18 protein-coding genes are annotated in these 21,857 nt (G+C 78.8%); 12 read left to right on the plus strand and 6 right to left on the minus strand.

Features of this window, described 5'->3' with window-relative positions:
• The first annotated feature begins 3 nt into the window (after positions 1 to 3).
• From LO771_RS12545 to LO771_RS12575, 6 genes are all read left to right on the plus strand, one after another.
• Entirely contained in the window at positions 4 to 1,470 is a 1,467-nt protein-coding gene (locus LO771_RS12545) for an O-antigen ligase (protein ID WP_230651417.1), read from the plus strand.
• A complete protein-coding gene (locus LO771_RS12550; RefSeq protein ID WP_230651419.1) occupies positions 1,467 to 3,377 on the plus strand; it encodes a lipid II flippase MurJ in 1,911 nt (636 codons plus the stop codon). Before LO771_RS12545 ends, LO771_RS12550 begins: the two co-directional genes overlap by 4 nt.
• Positions 3,378 to 3,513: 136 nt before the next feature.
• A complete protein-coding gene (locus LO771_RS12555) occupies positions 3,514 to 4,248 on the plus strand; it encodes a polysaccharide deacetylase family protein (protein ID WP_230651655.1) in 735 nt (244 codons plus the stop codon).
• On the plus strand, positions 4,245 to 5,414 hold the full coding sequence (locus LO771_RS12560; RefSeq protein ID WP_230651420.1) for a glycosyltransferase: 1,170 nt from the start codon (positions 4,245 to 4,247) through the stop codon (positions 5,412 to 5,414). The genes LO771_RS12555 and LO771_RS12560 overlap by 4 nt, the downstream gene beginning before the upstream one ends.
• 72 nt (positions 5,415 to 5,486) lie before the next feature.
• The gene (locus tag LO771_RS12570; RefSeq protein WP_304944800.1) at positions 5,487 to 6,803 is read left to right on the plus strand and encodes a Wzz/FepE/Etk N-terminal domain-containing protein; all 1,317 of its coding nucleotides are present in this window, start codon (positions 5,487 to 5,489) and stop codon (positions 6,801 to 6,803) included.
• The gene (locus LO771_RS12575; protein WP_230651424.1) at positions 6,800 to 8,119 is read left to right on the plus strand and encodes a GNAT family N-acetyltransferase; all 1,320 of its coding nucleotides are present in this window, start codon (positions 6,800 to 6,802) and stop codon (positions 8,117 to 8,119) included. Before LO771_RS12570 ends, LO771_RS12575 begins: the two co-directional genes overlap by 4 nt.
• Here LO771_RS12575 and LO771_RS12580 read toward each other — a convergent pair.
• Complete coding sequence (locus LO771_RS12580) at positions 8,041 to 9,309, minus strand: glycoside hydrolase family 26 protein (protein ID WP_230651427.1); 1,269 nt, start codon at positions 9,307 to 9,309, stop codon at positions 8,041 to 8,043. The two genes, LO771_RS12575 and LO771_RS12580, sit on opposite strands and share 79 nt — an antisense overlap.
• 290 nt (positions 9,310 to 9,599) lie before the next feature.
• On the opposite strand from LO771_RS12580, the gene LO771_RS12585 reads away from it, so the two are divergent.
• Complete coding sequence (locus tag LO771_RS12585; RefSeq protein WP_230651430.1) at positions 9,600 to 11,003, plus strand: M20/M25/M40 family metallo-hydrolase; 1,404 nt, start codon at positions 9,600 to 9,602, stop codon at positions 11,001 to 11,003.
• 179 nt (positions 11,004 to 11,182) lie between these two features.
• Positions 11,183 to 12,121: an LD-carboxypeptidase gene (locus LO771_RS12590; RefSeq protein ID WP_230651433.1), complete on the plus strand. Its 939-nt coding sequence runs from the start codon at positions 11,183 to 11,185 to the stop codon at positions 12,119 to 12,121.
• Positions 12,122 to 12,202: 81 nt separating this feature from the next.
• Here LO771_RS12590 and LO771_RS12595 read toward each other — a convergent pair whose 3' ends face one another.
• Both LO771_RS12595 and LO771_RS12600 read right to left on the minus strand, forming a co-directional pair.
• The gene (locus LO771_RS12595) at positions 12,203 to 12,598 is read right to left on the minus strand and encodes a hypothetical protein (protein WP_230651436.1); all 396 of its coding nucleotides are present in this window, start codon (positions 12,596 to 12,598) and stop codon (positions 12,203 to 12,205) included.
• A 7-nt stretch (positions 12,599 to 12,605) separates the two neighbouring features.
• The gene (locus LO771_RS12600) at positions 12,606 to 13,496 is read right to left on the minus strand and encodes a neutral zinc metallopeptidase (protein WP_230651439.1); all 891 of its coding nucleotides are present in this window, start codon (positions 13,494 to 13,496) and stop codon (positions 12,606 to 12,608) included.
• Between the two features lie 192 nt (positions 13,497 to 13,688).
• Between LO771_RS12600 and LO771_RS12605 the strand changes: the two genes are divergently transcribed.
• The 4 genes from LO771_RS12605 to LO771_RS12620 all read left to right on the plus strand — a co-directional run bounded on the left by LO771_RS12605 (position 13,689) and on the right by LO771_RS12620 (position 18,211).
• The gene (locus LO771_RS12605; protein WP_230651441.1) at positions 13,689 to 14,699 is read left to right on the plus strand and encodes a PQQ-like beta-propeller repeat protein; all 1,011 of its coding nucleotides are present in this window, start codon (positions 13,689 to 13,691) and stop codon (positions 14,697 to 14,699) included.
• 145 nt (positions 14,700 to 14,844) lie between these two features.
• The gene (locus LO771_RS12610) at positions 14,845 to 16,443 is read left to right on the plus strand and encodes an ABC-F family ATP-binding cassette domain-containing protein (protein ID WP_230651443.1); all 1,599 of its coding nucleotides are present in this window, start codon (positions 14,845 to 14,847) and stop codon (positions 16,441 to 16,443) included.
• A gap of 312 nt (positions 16,444 to 16,755) precedes the next feature.
• Complete coding sequence (locus LO771_RS12615; protein ID WP_230651658.1) at positions 16,756 to 16,989, plus strand: helix-turn-helix domain-containing protein; 234 nt, start codon at positions 16,756 to 16,758, stop codon at positions 16,987 to 16,989.
• Between the two features lie 421 nt (positions 16,990 to 17,410).
• On the plus strand, positions 17,411 to 18,211 hold the full coding sequence (locus LO771_RS12620) for an enoyl-CoA hydratase/isomerase family protein (protein WP_230651661.1): 801 nt from the start codon (positions 17,411 to 17,413) through the stop codon (positions 18,209 to 18,211).
• 123 nt (positions 18,212 to 18,334) lie between these two features.
• Here LO771_RS12620 and LO771_RS12625 read toward each other — a convergent pair whose 3' ends face one another.
• From LO771_RS12625 to LO771_RS12635, 3 genes are all read right to left on the minus strand, one after another.
• The gene (locus LO771_RS12625) at positions 18,335 to 19,096 is read right to left on the minus strand and encodes an SDR family oxidoreductase (RefSeq protein WP_230651445.1); all 762 of its coding nucleotides are present in this window, start codon (positions 19,094 to 19,096) and stop codon (positions 18,335 to 18,337) included.
• A 295-nt stretch (positions 19,097 to 19,391) separates the two neighbouring features.
• A complete protein-coding gene (locus LO771_RS12630; protein ID WP_230651449.1) occupies positions 19,392 to 20,357 on the minus strand; it encodes an SURF1 family protein in 966 nt (321 codons plus the stop codon).
• Positions 20,358 to 20,424: 67 nt separating this feature from the next.
• Complete coding sequence (locus LO771_RS12635) at positions 20,425 to 21,495, minus strand: DEDDh family exonuclease (RefSeq protein WP_230651451.1); 1,071 nt, start codon at positions 21,493 to 21,495, stop codon at positions 20,425 to 20,427.
• Positions 21,496 to 21,857 lie beyond the last annotated feature (362 nt).

Consider the following 21,857-nt stretch of genomic DNA (forward strand, 5'->3'; position numbering starts at 1 on the left):
GCCGTGCAGGCCGCCGCCACCGCACCCGCGCCGCCCCGGGGCCTCCCGGAGCCGCCCCCCGCGTGCGCCCCCTCCGCACACGCCTCCTCCTCGCCCGCGCCCACCGTGCACGCACCCGCTCCCGGCCCCCTCCGGGACCTGGCCCTCGACCTGCTGCGCCGGCCCGCCCTGGCCGCCGCCGCGACCGTCCTGCTCGTCTGCCTCCCCGCCCCCGGCGGGGCGCAGGACGTCGCCGCCGCCGTCCACGTCACCGCCGCCGACGTCGCCTCCCTCGTCCTGGTCGCGCTCACCGCCGTCCCGCTGCTGCGCGGCCGGTCCCGCACCGCGCCGCCCCCGCTCGCCTGCCTGCTCCTCGGAGGCGTGGCGGCCGCCGCGGCCGCCGCCACCGCCACGGCCCTCGACCCCGCCGCCGCGCTCACCGGCTTCGTCCGCCTGGTCCAGGTCTTCGTCCTCGTCCCCGCCGCCGTGCTGCTGGCGCTGCGCGACCGGCGCGACCTCCATCTCGTCCTCGGGGCCCTCGTCGCCGCCGCGCTGGCCGAGGGCGCCGTCGGCGTCCACCAGTACCTGACGGGCACCGGCGCCTCCTACGCGGGGCGGCCCGTCCGTGCGGTGGGCACCTTCGGCGCCCTCGACGTCATGGCGATGTCCGGTGTGGTCTCCCTCGGCCTGCTGGCCGCCCTCGGCCTCGCCCTCGGCCTGCGCGGCACGCCCGGCCACCGGTGGCCCCGCCGCGCCCTGTACGCGGCCGCGGCGCTGCTGACGCTGCCGCTGGCGTTCTCCTTCAGCCGCGGCAGCTGGATCGCCTGCGCCGCCGCCGTCGCCGTCGTGCTGCTCCGCACCGACGCCCGCCTCGCCCTGCGCGCCGCCGCGTCCGCGGCGGCCGCCGCCACCGTGCTGCTGGGCGTGTCCGGCGGCGTCGGCGGCGTCGGCGGCGGGCAGGACGGCGTCGGGGCGCGGCTCGCCAGCATCGCCACCGTCTCCGCCGACCCCGACCAGTCCGTGAGCGACCGCTACGACCTGTGGACCACCGCCGGGCGCATCTGGCTCGACCACCCCGTCACCGGGACCGGCCCCAAGGGATTCCCGCAGGAGCGCGACGGCCACGCCCCGCTGCGGCTCTCCTCCGGCAGCGACACCGAGGACGCCGCGTCCGGCTTCCGGCGCGAGCCGCTGCTCTCCCCCCACAACATGTACCTGCTGGTGCTGAGCGAGCAGGGCCTGCTCGGCCTCCTCGCCCACGCCGCGCTCTGCCTGGTGCTGCTCGTGCGCTGCCTGCGCCGGACCGGCGGCGGCGTGCGCGGCGCCGCCGGTCCGGCCGCCACCGGGCTGCTGGTCTGGCAGCTCGTGGACTTCCTGTACGCGGACATCGGCGGCACCACCACGGTCCTCACCTCGGTCGTGCTCGGCCTCGCCGCCCGGTGGGCGCTGCCCGCGGCGCCCGGACCGGCGGGGGAGGACGCCCTCCGGTGACCGCCCGTCCGAACCCGCCCGCGTCCCCGCTCCCCGTCCCGGCCGCCGCCGGGACGGCCCCGGAGGAAGCCCCGGTCCCGGCACCGGCCCCGGCCCCCGTCCCGGCCGCCGCCCCCGCGCCGGAGGACGCCGCACCGCCCGCCGCACCCGCCGCCCCCGGCCCGCCGCCCGCCGCCGCGGGCCAGCCCGCGTCCGCCGCCGACCCGGCGGCGTCCGCAGCCCCGGATCCGGCCGCGCCGACCGCCGGCGCGTCCTTCGTCGCCCGCGCCTTCGGTGTCACCGCGCTGCTGACCGCCGCCGGCTCGCTGCTGGGGATGCTGCGCGACCTGCTCCTCGCCCGCTACTTCGGCGCCGACGAGGGCACCGACGCGTTCCTCGTCTCCTGGACCGTGCCCGAGACCGCGTCCCCGCTGCTCATCGAGGACGCCATGGCCTTCCTCATGGTCCCCGCCTTCAGCCTCGCGCTGGCCGCCCGCGGCGACCGCGCCGCGCGCCCCGGCGCACCCGACCCGGTCCGCGCCCTGGTCGCCGCCACCCTGCCCCGCCTCTGCCTCGCCCTGGCCGCCCTCTCCGGGGCGGTCGCCGCCGGCGCCCCGCAGCTCGTCCACCTGCTCGCCCCCGGACTGCCCGACCCCGCGCTCGCCGTCCGCTGCACGCGGATCACCGCGCTCACCGTGCTGCCCTTCGGCGTCACCGGCTACCTCAGCGCCGCCCTGCGGGCCCACCACCGCTTCACCGCCCCCGCCGCGGTCACCGTCGTCTACAACCTCGGCATCCTCGGCCTCCTGGCCGCCTGCCACCGGCGGTTCGGCGTCACCGCGGCCGCCGCCGGCGTGGCCCTCGGCAGCGTGCTGATGACCGCCCTGCTCCTGCCGCCCTTCCTCCGCCGGCTGCGCGGCACCGGCACCGGCACCGGCCCGGCGCCCGGGATCCCGGCGGCCCGCGCCGCCGGCCGCCCGGCGGGGCCGCTCTCGCTCAGCCCGCTGGTACTGCTGCCCGTCGTCGCCTTCTCCCTCGCGCGGCAGTCCCAGGTGTTCGTCGAGCGGTACCTCGGCTCCGAGCTGCCGCCCGGCACCATCTCGCACCTCAACTACGCGGCCAAGATCGCCCAGCTGGCCATGACCGCCTCCCTGCTGATCTGCACCGTCACCTTCCCGCTCGTCGCCCGCGCGGTCGCCGACGGCGACCTGCGGGCCGCCCGCGACCGGGTCGAGAAGGACCTCGGCCTGGTCGGCGCCGTCGTCCTGTGCGGCACGGCCTTCCTGCTGGCCTGCGCGCCCGCCGTCGTGGCGGTCGTCTTCCAGCGCGGCGCCTTCGGACCGCAGGACACCGCCGCCACCGCCGGCGTGATGCGCGTGTACAGCCTCGGCCTGCTCGCCCAGGCCATGACCGGCGCCCTGGTCCGGCCGTTCTTCTCCACCCGGCCCGCCGTCCGGATCGCCGGCACGCCCGAGCCGCCGGGCGCGGCCCGGCCGCGCCTGGACTGGTACCCGGTCGCCGCCATGCTGCTCGGACTGGTCGTCACGGCGGGCGTCGGCGCCGCCGCCGCGCCCCGGGCCGGGGCGCCCGGCGTGGCCGCCGCCGACGCGGCGGGCATCGCGGTCACCGCCGCCCTCCTCCTGCACGGGCTGCGGCTGCGGGGCATCCCGTTGCGCCTGCGCGCCGTGCTCGCCGGGCAGGCCCGGCTGGCCGCCGCCGCCGCGGCCGCTGCGGCCGCCGGCACCGCCGCCGCCTCCCTCGCCGGGCCCCGCCCGGTGCCCGCCGTCCTGCTGGGCGGCGCCGCCGTCGCCGCCGTCTTCACCGCCACCGCCGCCGCGCTCGGCGCACCCGAGCTGCGCACCCCGCTGCGCGCCGCCGGGCGCGTCCTGCGAACCGCCGCCGAGAGGGGCCGCCGCCATGGCCGCTGAACCCGCCGCACCCGCCGCACCCGGCGTGCCGCCCGCTCCCGGGCCCGCCGTCCCGCCGCCCGCGTCCGCGCCCGCCGCGGAACCGCGCCCCCCGCTCGCCGCGCCGCCGTGGACGCCGGGGACGCCGTGGACGCTGATGTACCACTCCGTCGCCCCCTACGAGGAGGACCCCTACCTCCTCACCGTGTCCCCCGGGCGGTTCGCCGCCCAGATGCGCTGGCTGCACACCCGCGGCCTGCGCGGCGTCGGCGTCGGCGAACTGCTGCGGGCGGCGGCGGACGGCCGCGCCCGCGGCCTGGTCGGCCTCACCTTCGACGACGGCTACGCCGACCTCCTCGACCACGTCGTGCCCGTCCTGCGCGCCCGCGGCTTCACCGCCACCGTCTACGTCGTCGCCGGCCGCCTCGGCGGCGACAACGCCTGGGACCCCGACGGCCCCCGCAAGCCCCTGCTGACGGCGGACCAGGTCCGTGAGGCCGCCGCGGCCGGGGTCGAGATCGGCTCCCACGGCCTGCTCCACACCGACCTGACCGGCCTCGGCGACGACGCGCTCGCCGCCGAGACCGCCCGCAGCCGCGAGCTCCTGGAGGACGTCGCCGGCGTCCCCGTCACCGGCTTCTGCTACCCCTACGGCGCCGTGGACGCGCGGGCCGCCGCCGCCGTCCGCGCTGCCGGCTACGACCACGCCTGCGCCATCGCCCACGGACCGCTCACCGGCCGCCACGCCCTGCCCCGCACGTACGTCGGCGACCGCGACGGGCCGCTGCGCCTGCACGCCAAACGGGCCCGGCACCTGCTGCGCGACCTGCGCGGCGCGGCCGGCCGCCTCCGCCCGGACGGCGGCGCCGGGCCGGAGGGCGGCGCCCGGTGAGGGTCCTCCACGTCATCACGGGACTGCGGGCCGGCGGCGCCGAGCAGCAGCTGCGGCTGCTGCTGCGCCACCTGCCGGGTCACCACCGGTGCGAGGTCGCGGTGCTCACCGCCCCCGGTGCGGTCGCCGACGGCATCCGCGCCGACGGCACGCCCGTCCACCACCTCGGCATGCGCGGCAACCGGGACGCGGCCGTGCTGCCCCGCCTCACCGGGCTCGTCCGCCGCGGCCGCTTCGACGTCGTGCACACCCACCTCTACCGGGCCTGCCTGTACGGGCGCCTCGCCGCCCGCCTCGCCGGAGTGCGGGCCGTGGTCGCCACCGAGCACTCCCTGCTGGACGGGTGCATCGAGGGCCGCCCCGCCACCCGGGGCGTCCGGGCCCTGTACCTGGCCGCCGAACGGCTCGGCAGCACCACCGTCGCCGTCTCCGACGACGTCCGCGACCGGCTCGCCGCCTGGGGCGTGCCGCCGCACCGGCTGGAGGTGCTGCCCAACGGCGTCGACGCCGCCCGCCACGTCCGCCCGGACGCCGCCCGCGCCGCACTGCGGCGGACGCTCCGCGACCGGCTCGGCCTGCCGCAGGAGGCCCACGTGGTCGGCGCGGTCGGCCGGCTCGTCCCCGGCAAGCGCTTCGACGTGCTGGTCGACGCCCTGGCCCTGCTCGCCGCCCGCCGTCCGGCCGGCGGCGGCGCCGCGGGCCGCGAGCCGTGGCTGCTGCTCGTCGGCGACGGGCCGGGACGCGCCCCCCTGGAGGCCCGCGCTCGCGCCGCCGGCGTGGCCCGGCGCACCGTGTTCGCCGGGGAGCGCGACGACGTGCCCGACCTGCTCACCGCCGTGGACGTGCTGGCCGCGCCTTCCGACGCCGAGACCTTCGGGCTGGCCGTCCTGGAGGGCCTCGCCGCCGGACTGCCCGTCCGCTACGGCAGCTGCCCCGCCCTGGACCGGCTGCCGCCCGGCGCCGCCCCCGGCGCGCGGCGGCTGCCCCCCGACCCGGCGGCGTACGCGGACGCCCTCGCCGCCCCCGCGGGCCGCCGCCCGCCGCCGCTGCCCCAGCCGCCGGCGGTGCACCACTACGACATCGCCCGCACCGCCGCCGGGCTCGGCGCCCTGTACGACCGGGTCGGCGCCCCGCGCCGCCCGGCACCCGCGCCGGCCCGCCGCTGAGCCGGCCCGCTCCCGGACCGGCCCGCCGACCCACCCCGACCCTGCCGACCCCCCACCCGACGAGGACCCGACATGACCGCCGAACCCCGCGACCCCGCCGGCCGCCCCGCCCGCCGCTGGTGGCCCGTCCTGCTCGCCGTGCCGCTCGGCGCCGCCGCCGGCGGCACCTACGCGATGGCCGCGCCCCCCTCCTACAGCGCCAGCGCCTACGTCCTGGTGGTGCCGCAGAACGCCACCGACCCCGCCGCGGCGGTGAACTACGCCCAGGCGTACGGCCGCCTCGTGACGCAGCCCCAGGTGCTGTACGGCGCCGCCGCCGAGATCGGCACCACGAGCGCCGCCCTCGCGGACCAGGTGGGCGGCACCACCTCCCCGGACGCCCCGGTGATCGAGGTCCGGGGCACCGCGCCGAGCCCGCAGGCCGCCGCCGGGTCCGCCAACGCCGTGGCCCGCTCCCTGGTCCGGTTCGGCAACGGCACCACGGGGGAGACCCGGGTGAAGCTCGTCGACTTCGCCCCGGCGGCCTCGCCCACGGAGCCCTCCTCGCCCGCGGCGCCGATCGACGTCGCGGTGGGCGCGGCGGCCGGACTGCTGCTCGGCGGGCTGGTGATGGCGGCCCGTCAGGGCGCGGGCTCCGGGCCCGCCACCGCGCCGGCCGGGGCCGCGCCCGCGGCCGTGCCCGTCCCGCGGCCGGCGGCCGCGGCACCGGAGCCCGCGGTGCCGGCGGCCGGGTCCGCCGCCGGGCCGGCCGGGGAGGCATCCCCCTCGGCAGCCGTCCGGGCGGCCGGGGAGCCCGCCGCCCAGACGTCCGCCGCGATGGACGGGGCGAGGACCCCGGCCGCCGGGCCGACGACCGGGAGGGCGGCGGGGAGGGCGGCCGCCGCGAAGCCGGAGCCCGCGCCGTCCGAGCTCGCGCCGTCCGAGCTCGCGCCGTCTGAGCTTGCGCCGTCCGAGCCCGCGCCGTCCGAGCCGGCGAAGGGTCCGGCCCCGAAGTCCCGCTCCGTGAAGCCGTCCGCCGCGAAGCCGTCCGCCGCGAAGCCGTCCGCCGCGAAGCCCGCCGTGAAGTCCGCTGCCGTGAAGGCCGCCGCCGAGGCGCCGGCTGCCGCGAAGTCCGTCGCCGCTAGGTCCGCCGCCGTGAAGCCCGCCGCCGAGAGGCCCGCGAAGCCCCGGGTCCCGAAGCGGCTCTCCACGGGCACCCCCGTCGCCCAGCCGGCCCTCTCCGGGACGCCCGCCGCCAAGCCGGTCCTCGGGAAGGACGCCGCGCCCGGGGCCGGCACCGCCCCCGTCCCCGTCCCCGACGGGCAGCAGGCGCCCCCGGCCGCCGACGCGCCCTCCGCCACCCGCACCCGCGCCGCCGGGGCGGCCGCCCGCACCCGGAGCCGCGCGTGACCGAGGACGCCACGGCCCTGCTCCCCGGCCGCACCCCCGCCCCGGCCGGCGCCGTCCGCCCGCGCCCCGCGGACGCCGCGCCGCCGGACGGCACGCCCGCAACCCGCTGGACCGCCGAGGTGCGCCGCGACGACGGCGCCCTCGACGAGCTGGCCGCCGAGTGGGACGCCCTGGCGGCCCGCTGCCGCACCGCGACCTCCTTCCAGTCCGCCGCCTGGCTGGCGTCCTGGTGGCGCGCCTACGGCCGCCCCGGCCGGCTGCGCCTGCTGCTGGTCCGCCGCGACGGGCGCCTGGTCGCCGCGGCCGCCCTGACGGTCCGCCGGACGCCGTACCGGGTGCTGGTCCCGGTGGGGGCCGGGGTGAGCGACTACAACGACGTGCTGCTGGACGACGCCTGCGCCGACCGCGCCGCCGCCGAGCTCGCCGCCGCCCTGCGCGCCCGCTTCCCCCGCACCGTCACCGACCTGCGCGAGCTGCGGCCCGACGGCGCCGCCCAGCGGCTGCCCGCCCACTGGCCGGGCCGGGTCCGCCGCCTGCCCGACTCGGTCTGCCAGCACCTGCCCGCCCTCCCCATGGAGGAGCTGCTGCGCCGCCTGCCGGGCCGCACCGCCCAGCGCAACCGGGTCAAGCAGCGCCGGATCGCGGAGGCGGGGGTCGAGGTCCGCGAGGTCCCCGCGGACGGGGCGCCCGCCGCCGTCGACGCCATGCTGCGCCTGCACGAGCTCCAGTGGCGCGGGCGCGGCGCCACCCCGGAGCACCTCGGCGAGCGCTTCGGCGGCCACCTGCGGGAGGCCGTCCGGGGCATGGTCGCGGCCGGCCGCGCCTCCGTCCAGGAGTACCGCCTGGACGGCGAGCTGGTCGCCGTCAACCTCCTGCTGCTGTCCCCCGCCGTCGCGGGCCTCTACATGTACGGGGCCCACCCGAGCCTGCGGCAGCGCCTGGACATCGCGGGCCTGCTCTTCGGCGAGTCCCTGGCCCGCACCCTGCGGGACGGCGTGCCGGTGCTCAGCCTGCTGCGCGGCACCGAACCGTACAAGCAGCGCTGGCGCCCGGACCTGGACCGCAACGAGCGCCTGGTCCTCGGCGGCCGCCTCGCCCCCGCCGCCGCGCTCCACGCGGGCGCGGTGCGGCTGCGCTGCGCCGCCGCCCGGGCGGCCCGCACCCGCCTGCCGTGGCTGGAGGCGCTCCGCACCCGGCTGCGGGAGCTGCGCGCCCCCCGCCGGGGGGACGGGACGGCTCAGGGCCGCGGGCCGGGGGAGGCCTCCGGGGGAGCCGCCGCCGACGCCCCCGGCCGCGCCGACAGCAGCTCGCGGTAGACCTCGCTGGAGCGGGGGTTCTCACCGCACTGCCAGAAGCCGTGCGGGCAGTAGTCGGTGGCGGTCTGGTAGAGGGTGTCGTGGGTGCGGATCCACCCCACCATGCGGCGGACGAACTCCGGGTCGTCCCCGTGGCGGAAGAGCCCCCACTCCGGGTAGGACACCGGCTTGCGGTGGGCCGCGGCGAACTCCACCTGCCGGCGCAGCCCGTACGGCTGCGCCACGTAGTCGTCGAAGGTGTCGCCGGGGTCCTGGTCGTAGCTGTCCATGCCGATCACGTCGACCACGTCGTCGCCCGGGTAGCAGTGCGTCCACGGCACCGCGTCCAGGCCGCGGCTCGGCGCGAAGTCGAAGCGGAACCGCTGCCCGGGCACCGAGCGCATCACCCCCACGACGCGCCGCCAGTAGGCCCGCCACGCCTCGGGGTCGGGCCCGCAGCGGTGGTTGTAGGTGGTGCCGTTCATCTCCCAGCCGAGCACGAGGACGGTGTCGCCCGCGCCCAGGTCCACCAGCCTGCGGGCCAGCGTCAGAAAGTGCCCGTCGAACTCCCCGTCCGCGCCGCGGTGGATCAGGTCCCGGACCTCGTCGTCGCCGGCGCCGTCCTCGTTCCCGGCCTGCAGGGGCACGTTGAGCACCAGCATCCGGTCCGGCTCGGCCTGCCGCCACCGGCTCCACAGGGCGAGTGCGGGGGTGTCGCCCTCGATGTCGGACCAGTCGTTGCCCGCCAGGTAGGTGTGGCCCACCCGGACGTCGGCCCCGTGCAGCCACTGCGCCAGCGGCCCGATGGACCGGACGCCGTCCTCCCAGGAGCCCAGGAAGGCGCCGAAGGGGACGTCGTGGTCGGGCACCGCCGTGAGGTCGGGGCCGTCGGAGGAGGGCAGGCCGTCGGCGGACACGGCCGGGTCGGCGGCCTGCGGCCCCGGGGCGCGGTCCGCCACGAGGGCGAGGGGCACCGCGGCGGCGGCGAGCAGCAGCAGGGCGGCGGCGACCCGCGCCGGACGGCCGGAGGGCGCCCGGAGCGCGGCCCGCCGCCACGGGGACGGGCGTCCGGACGGCCGGCCCCCGGGCGGGCCGTCCTCGGGCGCGCGGTCCCCGGGCGAGTGCCCCGGGAGCGGCCGGTCCGGGGTGGGGCGGTCCGGGGTGGGGCGGTCCGGGGTGGGGCGGCCCGGGAGCAGACGGCCCAGCGGCATCGGGACTCCTCGGTGACGGGTGCTGCGGACCGGCGCCGGGCGCCGCGGACCGCCCTCACGACCCTAACCGCCGTACCGGACAGAGGGCGTGATTTCCCCTCACGGGGGACATCCGGCGACACCTTCGCGTGAACCGCCGCACCCGGCCGTCACCCGTCGCCCCCTGCCGCGCCCCTCCGGCTCCACCGGATGCACGGCCCCGGTGAACCTGGCCCCGGCCGCGCTGCCCGTCCCGCCCCCGGCGGTTACGGTGGCCGGGAGCGAGCAGCCACGACCGAGGGGACCGCGGCATGACCGAGACCGTCCGCCCGACCGGGACCGTCCGCCCGACCGGGGCCGCCCCGGCGGCCCGGCCCGCCGCCGACGGCGCGCCGACGTGCGAGGAGGCCGTCCGCTTCACCTCCGAGCTGATCCGCATCGACACCAGCAACCGGGGCGGCGGCGACTGCCGGGAGCGCCCCGCCGCCGAGTACGTCGCGGGCCTCCTCGCCGAGGCCGGGCTCGACCCCCTGCTGCTGGAGTCCGCCCCCGGCCGGGCCAACGTGGTCGCCCGCGTCCCGGGCGCCGAGCCGGGTCTGCCCGCCCTGCTGGTCCACGGCCACCTGGACGTCGTCCCGGCCGAGGCCGCCGACTGGAGCGTCCCGCCCTTCTCCGGCGAGGTCCGCGACGGCGAGGTGTGGGGGCGCGGCGCCGTCGACATGAAGGGCACGGTCGCGGTGACGGCCGCCGTGGTCCGCGCCTGGGCCCGCGAGGGCCGCCGCCCCCGCCGCGACGTGGTGCTGGCCTTCACCGCCGACGAGGAGGACAGCGCCGCCGCCGGCTCCGCCTGGCTGGCCGGGCACCACGCCCACCTCTTCGAGGGCTGCACGGAGGGGATCGGCGAGTCCGGCGGCTACACCGTGCACACCGCGGCCGGGCAGCGCCTCTACCCGGTGGCGGCGGGGGAGCGCGGCACCGCCTGGCTGCGGCTCACCGCCACCGGCCGCGCCGGCCACGGCTCCAAGCCCAACGGTTCCAACGCCGTCACCCGGCTCTCCGCCGCCATGGCCCGGATCGGCACCCACCGCTGGCCGCTGCGCCTCACCCCCACGGTGCGGGCCGCCCTGCTCGCCCTCGCCGAGGCCACCGGGACCCCGCTCGACCCCGCCTGCCTGGACGACCCGTCGGGCGCGGGGGTGGACGCCTTCGTGGCCCGCCTCGACCCGGAGGCCGCCGCCCTGGTCGCCGGCACCCTGCGCAACAGCGCCGCGCCCACCGTCCTCCAGGCCGGCTACAAGGTGAACGTCATCCCCGGCTCCGCCACCGGCGCCGTCGACGGACGGGTGCTGCCCGGCGGCGAGGAGGAGTTCAGCGCCGTCCTCGACGAGCTCACCGGGCCCGACGTGGAGTGGGCCTTCCAGCACCGGGAGGTCCCGCTCCAGGCGCCCGTCGACGCCCCCGTCCTCGCCGCCATGCGCGACGCGCTGCTCGCCCACGACCCGGGCGCCCACGTGGTGCCGTACTCCATGTCGGGCGGCACCGACGCCAAGCAGTTCTCCCGGCTGGGCATCACCGGCTACGGCTTCTCCCCGCTGCGGCTGCCGCCCGGCTTCGACTACCACGGCATGTACCACGGCGTGGACGAGCGGGTGCCGGTGGACGCCCTGCACTTCGGCGCCCGCGTCCTCGACAGGTTCCTGACCACCGCGGGCTGACCCCGCGTCCGGACCGCCGCCGCACCGCACCGCACTCCCGCACCGCCCCCGCACCGCACCGCCCCCGCACCGCCGCCCGGCGGCCCGCGGCCCGGACCGCACCGGCGCCGTCCCGCCGTCGGTGGCACGATGGCCCCCACACCCGGACACCCACACCCGGACCCCCACGGCAGGAGCCCATGACCGCCCCCCTCCGCCCGCTCGCCCGCCCCCGCCGCCTCGTCCCCGGCGACCGGGTGGCCGTCGTCGCCCCCAGCGGGCCCGTCCCCGCCGACCGCCTGGCGCTGGGCTGCGGCCTCCTGCGCTCCTGGGGCCTGGAGGTCGAGGTGGCCCCGCACACCACCGACGTCGACCCCGGCCGCCCCTACCTGGCGGGCACCGACGCCGACCGCGCCCGCGACCTGGAGCGCGCCTGGCTCGACCCCGGCACGGCCGCGGTGGTCTGCGCCCGCGGCGGCTACGGCGCCCAGCGCATGGTGGACCTGCTGGACTGGGACGCCCTGCGCGCCGCCCCGCCCAAGGCGTTCGTCGGCTACAGCGACGTCACCGCCCTGCACGAGGCCTTCGCCGTCCGCCTCGGCCTGGCCACCCTCCACGGGCCGATGGCCGCCGCGCTCACCTTCGTCAAGGACGGGCCCACCGCCGAGGGGCTGCGCCGCGCCCTCATGGAGCCGGAGTCGGCGCTGGTCCTCACCTCGCCCACCGCCGCGACCCTCGTGCCCGGACGCGCCCGCGGCATCACCGCGGGCGGCTGCGCCAGCCTGCTGGCGGCCGAGCGCGGCACCCCGCACGCCCGCCCGTCCTTCGCGGGGGCGGTCCTGCTGCTGGAGGACGTCGGCGAGGAGCCGTACCGGCTGGACCGGATCCTCACCCAGCTGCTGCGCTCCGGCGTGTTCGACGGCGTCGCGGGCGTCGCCCTCGGCTCCTGGCAGGACTGCGGGCCCGCCGAGGCGGTCCGCGCCCTGATGCTGGACCGCCTGGGGCCGCTCGGCGTCCCCGTCGTCGAGGAGCTGGGCTTCGGGCACGGCCCGTCCACCCTCACCGTGCCGCTCGGCGTGCCCGCCGTCCTGGACGCCGACGCCGCCACCCTCACCCTGGAGGCGCCCGGCCTCGTCTAGCGGGCCGGGAGGACAGGAGGCCGGGAGGTCAGGGCGCCGGCGGGCCGGGGGAGCGGCAGGCCCGGGGGCCCGGCAGTCAGGTCAGGAGGCCGCGGCGGGGGCGCGGGGCAGCCGCTGCCGCGTCCCCGGCACCTCCGCCATGGGGTCGCCCCGCCGCTCCGCCCGCTCCAGCACGTCCGGCGCGGTGAACCGCAGCTCCTCCGCCTCCCGGCAGGCCTCCACCTCGTCCCACGCCAGGGGCGTGGAGACGGTCGGCAGGGCGCGGGCGCGCAGCGAGCAGGGGGCGACGGTGGTCCTGGCCGCGTTGTTCCGGGCCCAGTCCACCAGCACCCGGCCGCCGCGCAGCGAGCGGTCCGTCCGCGACACCACCAGCCCCGGGTGCCTGCGCTCCAGCAGCTCGGCGACGGCCCGCGCGTACGCCACCGTCCGCCCGTCCGCGCGCAGCTCCGGCGCGTCCGGGCCGCCGTCCCGTCCCACGGCGGGCTCAGCGGCCGCCGAAGGTGTCGCAGCGGGCCATGTCGCCGGTGGTGTAGCCGGTGGTGAACCACTGCTGCCGCTGCGCCGAGGAGCCGTGCGTCCAGGTGTCCGGGGTGACGCGGCCCTGGTAGCGCTGTTGGATGCGGTCGTCGCCGACCGCCGCCGCCGCGTCGAGCCCGTCGGCGATGTCGGCCCGGGTGATGCCGCTGATCAGCGGCCGCCCGGTGGAGGGCTGCGGGGTGTCCTCGGCGTGCTTCGCCCACACCCCGGCGTAGCAGTCGGCCTGCAGCTCCAGCCGGACCGAGGCGCTGTCGGCGCCCTGCCGGTCGCCGCCGACCCGGTCCATGGTGCCCAGCAGGTCCTGCACGTGGTGGCCGTACTCGTGGGCCACGACGTACGCCTGGGCGAACGGGCCGCCGTTCGCCCCGAAGCGGCTGTGCAGCTCGTCGAAGAAGCCGAGGTCCAGGTAGACCTTGCGGTCGCCCGGGCAGTAGAAGGGGCCCACGTCGGAGCCGGCCGTGCCGCACGCGGTGTTGACGCTGCCGGTGAAGAACACCGTCGGCGCGGGGCTGTAGCGGTAGCCGCGCCGGTTCAGCTCGCCGGTCCAGAAGGCCTGGACGCTGTTGACGACGGCGACGATGCGGCAGTCCTCGCGCCGCTCGGCGTCGGCGCCGGTGCGGCAGGTCTGCGACAGCTCCCCCGCCGTCGTCGGCTGCGCGGGGCCGCCCGGGGAGCCGCCGGTCAGCCCCAGCTGGTCCGGCCCGACGCCGAGCAGCAGGGCGAGCAGCAGCCCGACGATCCCCACCACGCCGCCGCCCACGGCGACCCGCCCGCCGGACATCCCGCGCCGGTCCTCCACCTGGGAGGTGTCCAGTCCCGCCTGGTCGTCGAACTGCATCCTGCACCGCCTCGTCAGCGGCCCGCACCGGTGCGGGCGTTCCTCCCGCCCCGTCTACCCCGGGCCGCCCGCCGCGATCCCCGGCCGACTCCCGGGCCTTCCCCGGCCGTTCGCCGGGCGTTCCCCGGACCGGCCGCCGCAGGCCGCCGTAATCCGCCTGACGGACCCCCGGGCCGCCGGTACGCTCCGCCCGTGCCCCGCATACCGCTGCGCCGCCCGTCCCTGCCGCGCCCACGGCCGCGCGGCCTGCGCCCCCGGGCGGCCCTGCCCCCGGCCGCCGTCCTGCTGGTGCTGCTCGCCGGGGCCGCCGCCCACGCCCACCGGCCCGCCCCCTACGGCGACCGGATCGCCGCCCCCGGGGCCGCCGGCGTCCTCCCCGCCGGCTCCGCGGGCGCGTCCGCCGGTGGCCCGGGCCCGGACGGCCCGGCCACGGGCCGTCTGGCCGTCGACGGGCTGGACCTGCGGATCGGCCCCGGCCTGGAGGCGTACGACGCCCGCACCGGCCGGCACCTGTGGTCCTACCGCCGCCGGGGCGCCGCCGCCCTGCACGCCGTGCGGTCCGGCGGCGACGCCGTGGTGGTCTGGGACGACGGCCTGCTCACGGCGGTGCGGCCCGCCGGCCACCGGGTGCGCTGGCACCGCGCCGTGCCCGGCCTCGCCGCGTGGCTGCGCGGCGGCCCCGGCGGCTCCCCCGGCCCCGGCGGCACGCCGGCCGCGGTGGGCCGGGCCCGGACCGTCCTGCAGCCGGTGGACGGCCCCGAACCGTGGCTCGGCGTCTTCACCCCCGCGCTGGCCATGGGCTTCCGCGACCGCGACGGCGACCTGCGCTGGATCCTCGCCCCGCCGCGCGGCTGCGCCTTCGCCCCCGACCGGGCCGCCCGCACCGACGGCGCCGCCGTGGTCGCCCGGCCGTGCACGGGCACCGGCGACGGCGGCCGGGCCCGGACGGGGGAGGTGGCCGGCTACGGCATCGGCGGCCGCCTGTGGAGGCTCACGGCGGGCCCGCAGGCGCGTCCCGACCGGCTCGACGGCCGGCGGGTCGCGGTGTGGGACGGCCCGGTCCTCGGCGTGCGGGTGGTCGACGCCGTGCGCGGCGCCCCGGTACCGGCCTGCGGCGACCCCGCCCTGCGGCTCGCCGCCGAGGCCCCGGCGGAGCGCTGCCCGGCCGGACGACCCCCGGGGGCCTCCCCGGCCGACCGGTAGACTGGCCCGCATGGCTGTTCTCTCCGGGCATTAGCGGCGCGCGGCCCGCACCCCGTCCCCCCAGGCCCGCCGTCCGTCCGGTCCCCGCCGAGCCGCGCCCCCGTGCGCGCCCGGGGCCGATCCGCTTGCAGGAGTCACCACCGCCATGATCGCCGCCAACGCCCTCGAACTGCGCGCGGGCGCCCGCGTCCTCATCGAGTCCGCCTCCTTCCGGGTGGGCCCCGGCGACCGCATCGGCCTCGTCGGCCGCAACGGCGCCGGCAAGACCACCCTCACCAAGGTCCTCGCCGGCGAGGGCATCCCCGCCGCCGGCACCGTCACCCGCTCCGGCCAGGTCGGCTACCTGCCGCAGGACCCCCGCACCGGCGACCTCGACGTGCTCGCCCGCGACCGCGTCCTCTCCGCCCGCGGTCTGGACGCGGTGCTGCGCAACATGCGCATCGCCGAGGAGAAGATCGCCACCGGCAAGGGCGCCACCCGGGACAACGCGATGAAGAAGTACTCGCGCCTGGAGACGGAGTTCCTCACCAAGGGCGGCTACGCCGCCGAGGCGGAGGCCGCCACCATCGCGGCCAGCCTCGGCCTGCCCGACCGGGTGCTCGGCCAGCCGCTGCACACCCTCTCCGGCGGCCAGCGCCGCCGGGTGGAGCTGGCCCGGATCCTCTTCTCCGACTCCGACGTCCTGCTGCTCGACGAGCCCACCAACCACCTCGACGCCGACTCGATCATGTGGCTGCGGGACTTCCTGAAGACCTACCGCGGCGGCTTCGTCGTGATCTCCCACGACATCAACCTCGTGGAGACCGTCGTCAACAAGGTCTTCTACCTGGACGCCAACCGCTCCTGCATCGACGTCTACAACATGGGCTGGCGCCAGTACCAGCAGCAGCGCGAGGCCGACGAGAAGCGCCGCAGGCGCGAGCGCGCCAACGCGGAGAAGAAGGCCGCGGCCCTCAACTCCCAGGCCGACAAGATGCGCGCCAAGGCCACCAAGACCGTCGCGGCGCAGAACATGGCCCGCCGCGCCGAGAAGCTGCTCGCCGGGCTGGAGCAGGTCCGGCAGAGCGACCGCGTCGCCAAGCTGCGCTTCCCCGAGCCCGCGCCCTGCGGCAAGACCCCGCTGACCGCCGAGGACCTCTCCAAGTCCTACGGCTCGCTGGAGATCTTCACCGGCGTCGACCTGGCCATCGACCGCGGCTCCCGGGTCGTCGTCCTCGGCCTCAACGGCGCCGGCAAGACCACCCTGCTGCGGATGCTGGCGGGCGTGGAGCAGCCCGACACGGGCGAGGTCCGCCCCGGCCACGGCCTCAAGCTCGGCTACTACGCCCAGGAGCACGAGACCCTGGACCCGGACCGCACGGTCCTGGAGAACATGCGCTCCGCCGCGCCCGACATGGACCTGGTGGAGATCCGCAAGATCCTCGGCTCGTTCCTCTTCTCCGGCGACGACGTGGACAAGCCCGCCGGGGTGCTCTCCGGCGGCGAGAAGACCCGCCTGGCGCTGGCCACCCTGGTCGTCTCCAGCGCCAACGTCCTGCTGCTGGACGAGCCCACCAACAACCTCGACCCGGCCAGCCGCGAGGAGATCCTGGGCGCGCTGCACTCCTTCACCGGCGCCGTGGTGCTGGTCACCCACGACGAGGGGGCCGTGGACGCCCTCCAGCCGGAGCGCATCATCCTGCTGCCCGACGGCGTCGAGGACCTGTGGAGCGCGGACTACGCCGACCTGGTCTCGCTGGCCTGAGTCCGGCGCAGGTCCTTCGTCCGGCGCAGCGGAGCGCATATCCGGGGGTGTCGGTGCCTTCTTTCGGGGGTACCGGCACCCCCGGGAGTTATTTCGCTTCCGTTTTACTGGTAAAAGCGCGTTGATCAGCAATTTCTTCGCCGCGGCGCACCCCTTCGGGGGCGTGCGGGGCAAGGGTGGGCGCCCTTGTGGGAGACGGCCACCACCGGTCGTGCGCACTTTCCCGGTATCGACCTTGCGGAATGGGTGGCCAGGATGCCCCCCATGGGTGATCATGGGAATCCGACCGAGCACTGCTACGAGGAGGCACGGGTGGCCGAGACTCTGAAAAAGGGCAGCCGGGTGACCGGTGCCGCGCGTGAGAAGCTCGCGGCCGAGTTGAAGAAGAAGTACGACTCCGGGGCGAGCATTCGCGCGCTCGCGGAGGAGACCGGCCGCTCCTACGGCTTCGTGCACCGCATGCTCAGTGAGTCCGGGGTGACCCTTCGGGGCCGGGGCGGTGCCACGCGCGGCAAGGCCAGGACGGCGGCGGTCGCGGGCTCCTGACGGACCCGACGCACCTCCGCCGCACCGGCGCGGACGCCCCGGACCGGCCGGGTCCGTCGCACCGGTGACCGTACTGCACTGCACCGCACCGCCGACCGGTACGCACCACGGCCCGGCGTGCGGCGCGACCCGTACCGCGCCACGGCGCCGTCCGTCCACGGGGCGGCCGTCCGCGGCACGGTCCCCGTCCGCCGCACGGACCTCTCCCCGGGCGGACCGGCGGCGGTGCGGCGCCCGCCCGATCCGATCCGCCCGATCCGATCCGCCCGACCCGCACGGTGCCCGGCCGCCCGACGCCCTGCCCTCCGTGCGCCCCGTCCCGGTGGTTACTCTTCGGTAGCGTCCCCTTCCGGGGACGGACGCGACCATGGAGGCTGCCGTGACCATCCCCGCCGACCGAACCGCCGCCACCTCCGGAGCCGTGACCGGCGCGCAGGACCATGCGCAGGAGTGGGAGCAGGCGGGCGTGCGCCTCCTGGTGGAGGACGCCCTCGCCACCGTCACCCTCTGCCACCCGCAGCGCCGCAACGCCCAGACCCCCGCCATGTGGCGTGCGCTGGCGGCCGTCGGCCGCTCCCTGCCCGGCACGGTCCGGGTCGCCGTGCTCCGCGCCGAGGGCGTCTCCTTCTCCGCCGGGCTCGACCGCGCCATGTTCACCCCCGAGGGCATCCCCGGCGAGCCGAACCTGATCGCGCTGGCCCACGCCGACGACGCCGACCTCGACGCGACCATCGCCGGCTACCAGGAGGCGTTCACCTGGTGGCGCCGCCCCGACCTGGTGACCGTGGCGGCGGTCCAGGGCCACGCGGTCGGCGCGGGATTCCAGCTCGCCCTCGCCTGCGACCTGCGCGTGGTCGCCGACGACGTGCAGTTCGCCATGAAGGAGACCTCGCTCGGCCTCGTCCCGGACCTGGCCGGCACCAAGCCGCTCACCGACCTCGTCGGCTACGCCCGGGCCCTGGAGATCTGCGCCACCGGCCGCTGGGTCGGCGCCGACGAGGCCGTCCGCACCGGCCTGGCCAACCTCGCGGTGCCCGCCGCCGACCTGGACGCCGCCGCCCGCGACCTGGCCGCGGCCCTGCTGGCCGCGCCCCGCGACGCGGTGATCGAGACCAAGGCGCTGCTCCGGGGCGCGGCGGGCCGCGACCACGACGCGCAGCGGGCCGCCGAGCGGGCCGCCCAGGCCCGGCGCATGCGCGACCTGGCCGGCCTGGGCGACTGACGGCCGCGCCCCCGGGCGTGCGGCGCCCGCCGCACGCCCGGGGGACCGGACCCCCGGCGCACCGGCCGCCCGTCACCGGCCCCGCACGGCCGCGGGCCCCTTACCGCCCCAGGCCCCGTACGGTCACAGGCCCCGCATCGCGCCGCCGTCCACCGGCACCATCACGCCCGTGAGGTAGGACGCCGCGGGTGACAGCAGGAACGCCGCGACCCTGCCGAACTCCTCCGGGGTCCCGTAGCGGCGCAGCGGGATGGCCGCGCTGTTGCGCTCCCGCTCGGCCTGCGGGTCCCCGCCCAGGGCGTCCAGCTCCCGCACCCGGTCGGTGTCGATCCGGGCCGGCAGCAGCCCCACCACGCGGATGCCGCGCGGGCCCAGCTCGTCGGCCATGGTCTTGGCGGCCATGGCCAGCCCCGGCCGCAGGCCGTTGGAGACCCCCAGGCCGCCGATGGGCTGCCGGACGGACGAGGACAGCACGAAGCCGATCACGCCGCCCTCCTCCAGCGCGGCCGCCGCCGACCGGGCCAGCCGCAGCGCCCCGAGGAAGACCGACTCGAAGGCGTCCCGCCACTGGTCGTCGTCGATCGCGGTGACCGCGCCCGCGGGCGGCCCGCCGACGCTGACCAGCACGCCGTCCAGCCGCCCGAACCGGGCCTGGGCGGCGGCGACCAGCCGCTCCGGGGTGCTGCTGTCGGCGTTGTCCGCCACCACCCCGAGGGCGCCGGGCGACCCGCCCAGCTCGGTGACGGCCTTGTCCACCGCCTCCTGCCCGCGGCCGGTGACCACGACCCGCGCGCCCTCGGCCACCAGCTGGCGGGCGGCGGCCAGCCCCAGGCCCCGGGTGGAGCCGGTCACGATGAAGACTCTGTCCCGCAGTCCAAGATCCATGGACCCATAGTGCCCCCCGCCGCCCGGCGGGCGCCGCCCCGCCGCACCGCGAGCCGTCCGAAGCCGTGCCGGAGCCGCACCGCGAGCCGTGCCGGAGCCGCACCGCGGGCCCGGCCGGGGGCCCCCGCGCGGCCCCGGGCACGGCGAGGGGCCGTGCGGGAGGTCAGGTGCCCGCACGGCCCCACAGCGACACTTCCCCGGGTGCGGCGCCGCTATCCCCCTCCGCGCCATCCCCCTCCGCCCGCGGCGGGTCCGCCCGCCGGACCGCCCCGGGTCCGCTCCGGCGGTCCCCGGTCTACTCCCCGGCCGCCGACGCCCGGGCGGCCGGCTCCGGCTGCCCGGACCGTCCGCCCTCCCCGCCGCCGGCGCCCCCGGCCCGGGCGGCGTCCTCGGCGGCCGTGCCTCCGCGGTCGGTGCGGTCGGCCCCCTCCGGGCGGCCGGCACCGGACCCGGTCCCCTCGGGGTCCGGGCCGCCCCCGGGGGCGCCCTCCCCGTCCGCGTCCGCCGCCTGCGCGCGCAGGTCCGCCGCCTCCCGCCGCGCCAGCACCACCCAGCCCACCGGGACCATCGCGGCGAAGAGCCACCACTGCACCGCGTACGCCATGTGCGGGCCGATGTCGGAGTGGTTCGGCTCGGGCAGCAGCTGGGCGTGGGCCCGCGGCTCGGGCGAGGTCGAGACCAGCTCGACGTAGCCGCCGAGCACCCGCTCGCCGGTCCGCCCGGCCTGCTGCCCGCTGTTGATCAGCATGTACTGGCGGGCGGGCAGCCCGCCCCGGTCGCGGATGCCGCTGGTGCCCGGCGTCTCGTCGGCGCGGAGCCGCCCGGTGACGGTGACCGTCCCCGAGGGGGCGGCCGGCACCTTCGGGTAGGCGGTGGCGTCGTCCCCGGAGTCCACCCATCCGCGGTTGACCAGCACGGTGCCGCCGTCCGCCGTCACCAGCGGGGTGACCACAAAGTAGCCGATGGTGTCGCCGCCCGCGTCGGTGCGCTGGCGCACCACGAACTCGTGCGCGGCGTCGTAGCGCCCGGTGGCGCTGACCGTGCGCCAGACGAGGTCGCCGGGCACCCGGCGGCCCGGCCCGGTCAGCGACCCGATCGGTACCGGCCGCGCCGCCAGGTTGCCGGCGATCAGGGCGTTGCGGGCCACCCGGGCCTCGTGGCGGTGCAGCTGCCAGAAGCCCAGCCGGACCATCACCGGCACGAGCACCAGCGCCAGCAGCGTGAGGGCCAGCCACCGCCGGGAGAGCAGAAAACGGTACACACCGGAACGGTACCCCTGCCGCCGCGGTCCGCCCCCGCCGGGGCGGTCCGCCCCCGCCCCGCGGGGGTCAGCGGTCCGTGCCGCCCGCTCCGCCCGCTCCGCGGTCCGCCCCCGGCCCGGGGGCCGTGCCGTGCGGCGCCACGTCCCGCAGCAGCTGCAGGAACCCCTGCTCGTCCAGGACCGGCGTGCCCAGCTCCCGGGCCCGCCGGGCCTTGCCGCTCCAGCTGCCGGGCTCGTTGGTGACCAGCAGGCTGGTCAGCCTGCTGACCGACGAGGCGACGTGCAGCCCGGCCTCCACGGCCCGGTCCTCCAGCAGCTCGCGGTCGGTGGCGGTGTCGCCGGTGAACGCCACCCGCATCCCCTGGACCAGCGGCCCGCCGTCCTGCCAGCGCCCCGGGTTCGGGTACGGGCAGGCCGTGCGGCGGCGCGAGGGCCGGTACGGGCCCCAGGAGGACCCGCCGCCGCGCACCCCCGGCGCGGGCCGCCCGGCGGCCGGCCGGTCCTCGGACTCCACCGGCGCCACGCACGCGGTCAGCGGCAGCGCCAGGCCCGCCGCGGCCGCCAGGTGCAGGCTGGGCCGGAAGGCCTCGGCCAGGACGCGGGCGTCGTCCAGCGCGTGGTGGGCCCGCTGCTGGGCCACGCCGAAGTGCGCGGCGAGCGACTCCAGCTTGTGGTTGGGCAGCGGCAGCCGCAGGTCGCGGGAGAGGACGATGGTGCAGAGCCGCTGCTCGACCGGGGCCGTGAGGCCCGCGCGGAGGAACTCGCGGGCGATCATGTTCCAGTCGAAGAGCGCGTTGTGCGCGACCAGCACCCGCCCGGCCAGCCGGGCGCCCAGCTCCTCCGCCACCTCGGGGAAGGTCGGGGCGCCCTCCAGCGCCTCGCTGGTGAGGCCGTGGATCCACACCGGACCGGGGTCGCGCTCGGGGTTGACGGGGCTGTACCAGTGGTCGACCACCGCGCCGCGGGCGTCCAGCCGGTACACGGCGGCGGAGACGATCCGGTCGCTGCGGCCCAGTCCGGTGGTCTCCACGTCGACGACCGCGTACCCCTCGGGGTACGCATCGGGCCAGGAGGACTGCGGGTCGGCGAAGGGGGCGGCCCAGGCGGCGCCCCCGCCCCGGGGCTGGATCGCGTGCATGGGGGACCACTTTAGGGGCAGCCGCCGACAGGCGCCGGGGCGGCACCGGTGTCCGCTGCCGCCCCCCTTGGCCGGGAGTGCCCGTTCCGGCCTCCTCCGGGCCTTCCGTGCCCGGATGTCCGCCGTCTCCTCCCCGCCCCCGTCGACCGGCCGCGGCGCCGGTCACCCCCGGTGGCGGCGCGCGTCCGCCCGGGCCGCAGCCGATCGTGTCCGAGGCCTGTCACCGGATGGTCCACGGCTCTACGATGCGGCGGATGCACAAAGGAGCGCAAAGGAGTGGCGTACGTCACATGACGCAGCGTCACCCCGTGGCTGCGCCACGCCCTCCGACGGGCGGTCACCACCCGCCGCCCCGGCCTCCG

The sequence above is a fragment of the Streptacidiphilus sp. ASG 303 genome (assembly GCF_020991365.1).
GTDB lineage: Bacteria > Actinomycetota > Actinomycetes > Streptomycetales > Streptomycetaceae > Peterkaempfera.